2 protein-coding genes and 1 pseudogene are annotated in these 2,468 nt (G+C 53.2%); 2 read left to right on the top strand and 1 reads right to left on the bottom strand.

The window, feature by feature from the left end; genetic code table 11:
• Positions 1 to 360: 360 nt before the first annotated feature.
• Together B7449_RS16080 and B7449_RS16075 are read left to right on the top strand one after the other, a co-directional pair.
• Positions 361 to 1,035, top strand: coding sequence for a ParA family protein (locus tag B7449_RS16080; RefSeq protein WP_223846561.1), 675 nt, complete (start codon positions 361 to 363; stop codon positions 1,033 to 1,035).
• Positions 1,032 to 1,730 carry a hypothetical protein gene (locus B7449_RS16075; protein ID WP_007400691.1) on the top strand — a complete coding sequence of 233 codons (699 nt, stop codon included), beginning with the start codon at positions 1,032 to 1,034 and terminating at the stop codon, positions 1,728 to 1,730. Before B7449_RS16080 ends, B7449_RS16075 begins: the two co-directional genes overlap by 4 nt.
• 547 nt (positions 1,731 to 2,277) lie before the next feature.
• On the opposite strand, the pseudogene B7449_RS16070 reads toward B7449_RS16075, so the two are convergent.
• Positions 2,278 to 2,468: pseudogene (locus B7449_RS16070) on the bottom strand (hypothetical protein); the annotation flags it as partial.

Below are 2,468 nucleotides of genomic sequence, written 5' to 3'. Positions count from 1 at the left end.
GGACCCGCGCGCAGGCGACGCAGACGCCGAGCACGGGGAGGAGCTACCCCTTGCGGCGCGCTGGCCGATCTGGTGCAGTTTTGTCTTATTTAGACCTTTTTTTGGCCGTTCCTCTTCGGCAAACAACGGACAATCGGCTCAAAGCTCTGGCGCTCCCGACCATAGGTAATCTAACTGTGGCCCCGGACGATACGTCCTGCGCAAGCAACGCACCAAATCAACAGACAAAAGCGTTTTACGCGGTAAAATTTTTACGGCGTAAAAGATTTGGAACTCTTCTCTTGTCTTCAGAAAGCTGTCCTGTAAAAACTCCTTCTATACGGTGGCGGTCCGCGGAACTCCTGCATCGATAAGGTCCCAATGACAAAACATCCCTCTCCATCAAAACAATCCATCGTGATGCTATCATCGCCAAAGGGTGGTGTTGGAAAATCGTCGTTATCCCGGAATATACTTGTTTTAGCTGCTCAATCTGGCAGACAAGTATTAGGACTGGATATGGATAAACAGGCAACTCTAGCCACATGGGCGGAACGCAGGGAACGCGTCCGTGCGAGTATTCCGGCCGTGTCCCATATTCCTGTACATCGCGCGTCCCTTGATGACTGGCGGTCTACCCTGAAAATGGCGAGGCAATCCTCCGCCGATTTTATTGTCATCGACACGCCGCCCTCGATCGAAATCAACATGACAGCAATCTTGGGCTTGTGTGAAGATTCTGATTTTGTTCTGGTTCCATGCCAGCAAAGCCAAGACGATTTAGACAGCGTGATACCGTGGATGCGCCATTTGAAACAGAGCGGTGCGAAAGCAGCGTTCATCATTAATCGGGCGAATATTCGAACTCGTTCCTACGCGACTATCCGCTCCAAATTGCTAAATGTCGGACCCGTGTGTCCCGTAGAAATCGCCCAAGCAGAGGAAATATCACTCGCAAATGGTAAAGGGTTAGGCGTCATGGATCTAAGTCGGCCCAAAAACGCGGAAGCGTTTGGCGCACTCTGGTCATACTTGCGACAGGAGTTGGACCTGTGAGCAAAGCCAATTCGACGCGCGGCATCTCGCTGCGAGCCTTGCAGGGCCTTGATGCTGACGAAATACAGCCATCTGATGCGCGTCCTAGCGAGCTACATGAACTCACCACCGTATCTTCTGAAACCTTGGAGACAATTGCATCAGTATTTTCCGGAACGGACCTTGCGAAGGACGAGGGCCGCATCCGGATCATTCTTGATACCCAGCGCGCCGTAACATCTGCGTGGGAAAAGGCTGCGCGTTCCTTTCTGGAAATCGGCCGAGCATTAAATACGCTAGAAAATGCACTTTTTTCGAGAGAAGAAAAAAACCGTCTTAAAGCCAGTTTCGAACGCTTTTTCCCTTTCTCCGAACCGGTGGCCTCCCAGTTGCGTCGGATCGCAAGCATGGTGGATAGTGGCCGAATTAGCGAGACGTTACTACCGGGTTCATATAGTGCAGCGTATCAGCTGACTTTGCTGGGACCAGAGGAGCTTGAAGCGGCGCGCGAAAAGGGCCTAGTCGGACCCAGCGCGTCTCGTTCTGCAATCATAGCATTCCGAAAGTCAATCAAGCGGCCTGCATCTCATGTTGATTTTGCCGCGCTCGTAACAGAGGCGCGGCGCCTTAGATCCACCAGGCGCCAAATGCTGGAACAGCTTGTTGCCATCCGAAAGCGCTTACGTGAAATCGATGAACTTATCGGTGACGAGTAAAAGTTTCGAGAGAGCATTAGGAGGCCAACACCTGCATCTATTACGGGATCGGCAACGCGACCCTCTACACAAGACGATCGAAATACGGTGGGCTTGAGGAGCAGCAAGTAGGAAACTCGTGAGACGCCCGGCATTACGGCGTAGTGCTCTGACTAAGGCGGTGTCCAAACGGGATTACTCGCAACGGCGGGGACGGGCCCGTAGTCTCATCACCGTCGACCCAAGGACGTGGCGCTATGCGTCGTACCGTCCATGCGATACCGAGGTGCGCGGCCTACCGCGCCACCTTGCGTGAGCAACGATGCCAGTTTCCCTATCAGGGTCGGCACATCTTTCTGGAATGCGAAGGAGTAATCCTGATCCACAAGAAGCTGTTCCGGTTGTATCGCAAGGAAGGGTTGTCGGTCCATTAGTGTGGTGGCCAGAAATAGGAAATGGGCACCTACTCGCCGACGCCGGTGCCCGACGGTCCTAATTCGCTCTGGACAACGGATGTCGCTTCCGCGTGCTGACCGTTGAGGACGACTACACGCGAGAGTGCCTAGTACTAGTCACCTGAATCTGAAGTTCGGCTCATTGTCTTATGACAAAAGCGCTTCACCGAGGCGAGGATCTGGTCGGCTGATTTGACCCACCGATACGGCCGTGGGTTTTTGTTATGTGCATCGATAAAAGTTGTGATGTCGGCTTCGAGGTAAGCTCCCGGCGACTGACGCCTTGCTGAATACTTCTGGTCTG

It is taken from the genome of Komagataeibacter intermedius TF2 (assembly GCF_000964425.1).
Lineage (GTDB): Bacteria > Pseudomonadota > Alphaproteobacteria > Acetobacterales > Acetobacteraceae > Komagataeibacter > Komagataeibacter intermedius.
The sequence above is the reverse complement of the archived record's forward strand: the minus strand, read 5'-3'. Positions and strand labels throughout refer to the sequence as shown.

Coding starts and splice junctions, on each gene's coding strand:
- B7449_RS16080 (WP_223846561.1), top strand. CDS start 361: ATGACAAAACATCCCTCTCCATCAAAACAATCCATCGTGATGCTATCA.